The sequence below is a fragment of the Microcoleus sp. Pol12B3 genome, from assembly GCF_036701355.1.
Classification (GTDB): Bacteria; Cyanobacteriota; Cyanobacteriia; order Cyanobacteriales; family Microcoleaceae; genus Microcoleus.
Genome location: NZ_JAUBQS010000015.1, coordinates 1 through 6,647, shown reverse-complemented (window position 1 = coordinate 6,647; position 6,647 = coordinate 1). Strand labels below are relative to the sequence as shown.

Sequence of the window (6,647 nt, the reverse complement as noted above, 5' to 3'; positions counted from 1 at the left end):
GGTGGCGCGACAGCCACAGGTGGTTTTGTCTCAATCGGTGGCGTTTCCACAGGAGGCGCGACAGCCACAGGCGGTTTTGTCTCAATCGGTGGCGTTACAGCAACAGGAGGTTCCACCACCGGCTGCTTTGATTTGACATAATCGATCAATTTCTTGCCGCCATCAAGTTTAGTCCAATCCTTACTTGGATCGATAACTTTCTCTATTGCCGGTGCTTTCCCCGTCGCGCCTGTTAAATTGAAAACCAAATCATTGTAATCTTTATCTGAACCCTGATCGACGCGCTGATCTTCCATTGCAAAGGCCTTGCCGTTGCCAGTGACATCTGCTACTTGACCGTACAACCAAGCATCATCTGGATTAGTGCTAGATAATGACAACACCGGGCGTTTGTCACCGCCGGCACCGGGATTCTTAAACAAATCTTGCACCGTACCATTTGGTACCAGCATCACCGCAAAAACCTCTCCAGGTTTCATCGGAAATGTTTTCGCGTCGCTGTACTGCCCTGCGTTATAATTTGCCTCTCCTAAACTGCCGTTAAATAGCGGATTTGCACCTTCTGTGGGGTCAGAAATTACTACGTGACCAAAGGTAGAATTGGTCAGGGATCGTCTTGCTGCTTCTTTGATAAATTCCTGAGAACCAGGGGTGAATTTCTCCATTCCCAGCACGCTGAAAATGGCAACTTCACCTTGATAATTGCCGCCGTCGTGCAGCCAGTCAAAGCCAACTTGACCCGTTGAATCTGTAGCGAAAAAGCCGGATTCAACCCCTAAACCTGTCAGCGGGTCAACTTTGCCATCTGGGGTTAAACTAACTTGATAATTTGTATCGCGGGAGGGTGCAGAAATTTTAAGGGCATAATTGGTTGCACCCAAGTTATCGATGCTAAAAGTTCCCGAATTTGTGCCGTTGGTTTCGATGTCTTTGACGACTTTTCCCTGACTGTCGAGGAGTTGCATCCCGACAATGGAACTAAATCCTTCAGCGGTAACTCGGAAGCTGCCTGTATTCAGCCGATTAAAACGATAGGTGTCTGTGGGGTCAGTTTTACCTGCGAAGTCGATGGAGAAATAGTTGTCGTTCAGATTGCCGATCGATATATTAGACATGATGCACCTTGATTGATAAATTTCTATGGAAAAAATCAGCCGACACAGCCCAGCAAGTGCCGCAAACCCGCGTAACGACACGGGAATTCAACTTAATGAGCAAAAGTTTAGAAAATCGTTAAACCCGCTTAACTTTCCGCCGCTATGTATCTATCAGAAGTGCGCCGGATTTTTTATGCGTTTTGTAATGAAACTTTACACTGAGTGTTTAATAACGAGTAAGAAATGGCACCGTTAGACATTTATTTTCTTCCGGTGAAAGTGTTGCCTGCAACCAATTTCCATACCTGCAGACAAAAAGACGTAGTTTTTTATACTCCAATAATCCGGTATAATTTCGTCTAATACACAAAAATAATATCAGTTTTTATAAGCCAGCACATCACTAATATCTCCAAAAAGTTTAATTCAATTGGATTAATCACTAAGTATATTTATGTATAATAATCCAGAAAAAGGGAGAAGAGCGATCGCACATCCCCCTTTTTCAGGATAGTGCAGCCGTTGGAGACTTCGATACAAAGCAAAGAGACACAGGCTTTCATGCTTAAAGCGCTCGGAAGGTCTTGTGTCAAACTTCAATCATTCGAGTTTCACACCCATTTTCTGCGGGACAAGCCCTACAATAAATTAAAAAATCTCCCCAACAATCATCCCTGCCAATATTACAAACCCCACCCAAACATTTTGGCGAAAGATTTGACCGTAAACCAGCTTAGGAATATCCGCATTCCGCAGTTGACTGTACTGCAAAAACCACAAAATCGCCGCCGCACTAATTGCCATCCAAAAACCAATGTGCAAGTGCAGATTAACGCCCACTGCTGTCAATAAACCGACTGTACTTATAAAGAAAAAACCCACAGCATTAGCGGCATTATCTCCGAAAAATATCGCGCTGGAATTAACCCCCAAACGCAGGTCGTCTTCCCGATCGCTCATCGCATAAACTGTATCAAATCCCATCGTCCACACTACGACTGCACCCCACAGCAACCAAGTCGCTAATTCAAGTGTTCCAACGGCGGCGCTCCAACTAATTAAAACTGCAAAACCCCAGGCAATTGATAACACTAATTGTGGCACTGGGAAGAATCTTTTTGCTAGCGGATAGCAGATAATTACTGGTACGGCGGCGACGCATAGCCAGAAACTTAAAGGATTGAGATAAAAAGCGAGAATTGCCGCACAAGCAAAGGAAATTAAAGCAACTCCGATTCCAGTTCGCACGGTGAGGGCGCGGGATGCTAGGGGGCGCGATCGCGTTCTTTCTACTTCGGGATCGATATCGCGATCCCACAAGTCGTTGATGACGCATCCAGCCGCACTTGTGGCTAAGGTACCCAACACAATCACGCCCACCAATGCTGTCGGCGGCCTCCCGTGGGCTGCTAAAAAAACGGCCCAGAGGGCTGGAATCATTAAAATCAGCCTTCCTGCTGGCTTGTCCCATCTCAACAGCCTCACGACGGTTAGCAATGTGGATTCGGGTTGGCGATCGGGCTCTTTAAGCATTTCAATTCTAGATTTGATATTTTTAACTGTAAATTTTATCAAATTTTAGGCACAATCACTTACTATCTCTGCTGCCGATCGCACGTCTGTCGAAATTTCAAACAGGTGGAAGTCTTTGCCAGCCAGCAGTTCCAGATTTTTTCTAATTTAATAGAATGCCTCACTGGATTCGTGAAATAATCATAAATATCTATCAACCCCGATACTCCAATGGTTAATTCACTTGCTTCTACGGAGTCAAATCGTATTATTGCTGCTATTGATATGGGTACTAACTCCTTTCACATGGTGGTGGCACGGATCGATCCGAAATTGCCCGCGTTTACGATTATTGCTAGAGAAAAAGATACGGTTAGGTTGGGCGATTGCGAGGCAAAAACAGGGTGCTTGAAGTCCGAGGTTATGGAAAGGGCGATCGCCACTCTGCGCCGCTTTCAAGATATTGCTAAAACTTTCAATGCCGAACAAATTATTGCTGTGGCTACCAGTGCAGTTCGGGAAGCCCCTAACGGGCGGGATTTTCTCAAACAAGTTGCTGACGAATTAAACCTGAATGTTAGTTTGATTTCCGGTCAGGAAGAAGCGCGGAGAATTTATCTCGGTGTTCTTTCGGGTATGGAGTTTAACAATCAATCGCAGGTGATTATTGATATTGGTGGCGGTTCTACGGAGTTGATTTTAGGAGACAGTTCTGAGCCTCGCTGTCTCACCAGTACCAAAATAGGTGCTGTTCGCTTAACAGGACAATTTGTCAAAACTGACCCGATAAGCAGGGAGGAGTTTGCTTATTTGCAAGCTTATATTCGGATTTCGCTGGAAAGACCGATCGACGAATTGCGCTCCCAATTCCATGATGGCGAACCTTTGCGCTTGATTGGCACTGCTGGAACCATCGAAACTTTGGCTGTTATTAACGCTCGCGAAAAGTGGGGAACAGTGCCGAGTCCCCTAGCCGGATATCAGTTAAGTTTAAAAGATTTACGTGATTTAGTCAATCGTTTTCGCAAACTTTCTTACTCGGAAAGGCTGGCAATTCCAGGAATGTCGGACAAGCGGGCAGAAATTATTCTGGCAGGCGCTTTGATTTTGCAAGAAGCTATGACACTATTAGGAATTGAATCGCTGACTGTGTGCGATCGCTCTCTGAGAGAAGGCGTAATTGTTGACTGGATGCTGACTCACGGTTTAATTGAAAACCGCTTGCGCTATCAAGGGTCAATCCGCCAGCGCAGCATTCTGCACATGGCTGACAAATATCAAGTCAATTTAGAACAAAGCGAAAGAACCGCAGCATTTGCGCTCAATTTCTTCGACCAAACTCAAGGGATTTTACACAATTGGGGAACCGAAGAACGCGAGTTGCTGTGGGCTGCCGCGATTCTGCACAACTGCGGTTTGTACGTCAGTCATTCAGCGCACCACAAGCATTCTTACTATTTAATTCGCAATGGTGAGTTATTGGGCTACACTGAAACAGAGATTGAAGTAATTGCCAATTTGGCTCGCTATCACCGGAAGAATCCTCCTAAAAAGAAGCACGAAAATTTTATCATTCTTCCTAAACATTACCGAGAATTAGTCAGTAAATTGCATCCTTTCCTGCGGCTGGCTGTGGCTTTAGATAGGCGACAAATAGGCGCTATTTCTGATTTTAAATGCCAACACCGCCCGGAAGTTAGAGAGTTTCACTTGCGACTACAACCGCTCAATTCCGAAGACGACTGCGCTCTAGAACTGTGGAGTTTAGATTATAAAAAGCCGTTTTTTGAATACGAGTACAATCTCAAATTAGTGGCAACTTTGGAACCGAAAATCCTGACAGTTTAAAGAATAGTCATAGCCGGAAAACGAAAAACTTTAGGGTGCGTATTTCGCACCATTAGTTTCAACTTAACCCCAAATGTAGTAGCAATATTGTGTTTGATTCCATACTCCTCCCGATCGCCCTAGCCTGCCTTCTGAAGGCAGGGTGGCGGTTAATTGTAGATAGGATAAATCAATGTGATAGGACTATTCGCGACGCTATACGAACGATTTAAGTTGTGTCTCATAGAGCGATAGGAAGGAAAGATTATTGGTAAAAGTCGTTCCTACAAGGACTGCGGTTTGTAGTAAGGATTTCAGTTATTTATTTACCTAATACCAAATCAGGCTGTGATATCCCATTAATTCTTTAGTCCGTGAAGGACGTTCGTCAAAGCGAATATTTTGCGCAGATTAAAGTTTGTGTAGACGACGCGGTTTCAGCCGTCGTCTTATCTACAAATTCTGTAGGCTAAAGGGCCAAATAAGGACTGCCTCTTCTTCTTTCCTTTCCTTCGCATCAGACAGGACAAAATCGGTTCATTTAATATTACGACTTATTAGTTATTACTGTGATACAACCGGATGCGATATTATCTACAAACCAGGGAACCGAATTACTGTAAAATCCTCTTGAGTGATGAGATTAGCTGGCACACCCTTGAGGCTAGCTAAGATTTGATTGGTGTTGGCAATTTTGATAAAAGTTGTAGTGTTTTCTTCAACTATGCTGAGTAGATCGACTGTTAACCCTCCCGTTAAAATTAATAAATCTTCACCTTGCGTAAAATCAGTGATTACATCGGGGCCTTCACCCGCAGTCAAGAAAAAGTAATCGCGCCCGCTTCCCCCTTGCAGCGTATCGTTTCCGAAGTCTCCCATCAACCAGTCGTTGCCCATTCCTCCAATCAAAGTATCATCACCCTTACCACCGTACAGAGTATCGCTACCGTCACCGCCGCACAATTGATCGGCATCTTGATTACCAAAAATTAAATCATTGCCACTGCCGCCGCACAAATAATCTTGTTGACTGCTAGCATCCGCCGCGATATTGTCAATATCTCCGAAAATCGTATCCTCGCCCTCGCCACCGCAGATGCTGTCATTTCCCAAATCTCCAAATAGCAAATCATTTCCCAAATCGCCACAAATTATATCGTTATCTTTGCCGCCATGTAAGGTATCATTGTCCTCGCCCCCAGCAAGAGTATCTTCGCTTTCTTGTCCGTATAAAACGTCGTTGCCCTTATTGCCAAAAAGCAAATCTTTTCCTGTCAAGTCACCGTCAGACGTATCAGAAATGCCACCAAATAAACTGTCATTACCTTCGTCGCCAAGTAGGGTATCGTTGCCTGTGTCGCCCCAAACTACGTCATTATCTTTGCCTGCGATCGCCACATCACGATCTTTACCCGCATAAATAATGTCATTCCCAGCGTTGCCGACGAGATAGTCGTTATTTTTGTTGCCAAATATGGTGTCGCTGTCGGCATCCGCGCCAACAGTAACTGGGCTAGCAAGGCCACCGTAAATATTGTCGTTGCCGAATAAGCCATTTAGCAAGTCGCTGCCGTTGAAACCGTTGATGATGTCATTAATATCGCTGCCGGTTAGAGTATCTTTACCGTCAGTACCGTTGAGGATATTTTCAGGGATATTGGGGCCGGGAATGGAAGTGCGATCGGGTAAAGTTATTCGATCGCACATACAGTCTTCCGAAGCAGCAGGAATTACCGCAGGTGTAGGGGTTTCGGCTGTTGGAGATGTGGTTGGGGCGATCGAATTCTGATTGGCGATGGGCGTTTCACCAGTTTTAGCCGTCGGAATTGGAGTTTCCCCAGGTGTCGGAGTCGGAATTGGTGTCGGAGTTTTCCCAGGCGTCGGAGTTTCCCCAGGTGTCGGAGTCGGAATTGGCGTCGGTGTGGGAATTGGAGTTTCCCCAGGTGTCGGCGTCGGTGTGGGAATTGGAGTTTCCCCAGGCGTCGGCGTCGGTGTGGGAATTGGAGTTTCCCCCGGTGTCGGAGTCGGAATTGGCGTCGGTGTGGGAATTGGAGTTTCCCCAGGTGTCGGCGTCGGTGTGGGAATTGGAGTTTCCCCAGGCGTCGGCGTCGGTGTGGGAATTGGAGTTTCCCCCGGTGTCGGAGTCGGAATTGGCGTCGGTGTGGGAATTGGAGTTTCCCCAGGTGTCGGCGTCGGTGTGGGAATTGGAGT

The 6,647-nt window shown here is 45.8% G+C and carries 3 protein-coding genes and 1 pseudogene; 1 reads left to right on the top strand and 3 read right to left on the bottom strand.

Features of this window, described 5'->3' with window-relative positions; genetic code table 11:
* Both QUA53_RS10005 and QUA53_RS10000 read right to left on the bottom strand, forming a co-directional pair.
* Nucleotides 1-1,115: DUF4114 domain-containing protein (locus QUA53_RS10005; RefSeq protein WP_333096630.1), on the bottom strand; the 1,115-nt coding region annotated here is incomplete at its 3' end.
* A 630-nt stretch (nt 1,116-1,745) separates the two neighbouring features.
* The gene (locus QUA53_RS10000) at nt 1,746-2,630 is read right to left on the bottom strand and encodes a 4-hydroxybenzoate solanesyltransferase (protein ID WP_333096629.1); all 885 of its coding nucleotides are present in this window, start codon (nt 2,628-2,630) and stop codon (nt 1,746-1,748) included.
* 210 nt (nt 2,631-2,840) lie between these two features.
* On the opposite strand from QUA53_RS10000, the gene QUA53_RS09995 reads away from it, so the two are divergent.
* Complete coding sequence (locus QUA53_RS09995; RefSeq protein ID WP_333096628.1) at nt 2,841-4,457, top strand: Ppx/GppA phosphatase family protein; 1,617 nt, start codon at nt 2,841-2,843, stop codon at nt 4,455-4,457.
* Between the two features lie 573 nt (nt 4,458-5,030).
* Here the strand turns inward: QUA53_RS09995 and QUA53_RS09990 are convergent.
* Nucleotides 5,031-6,647, bottom strand: a pseudogene (locus tag QUA53_RS09990) (Calx-beta domain-containing protein); the annotation flags it as partial.

Excerpts from the sequence above, each read along its gene's own strand:
- QUA53_RS10000 (WP_333096629.1), bottom strand. The coding sequence starts at position 2,630 with ATGCTTAAAGAGCCCGATCGCCAACCCGAATCCACATTGCTAACCGTC.
- QUA53_RS09995 (WP_333096628.1), top strand. The coding sequence starts at position 2,841 with ATGGTTAATTCACTTGCTTCTACGGAGTCAAATCGTATTATTGCTGCT.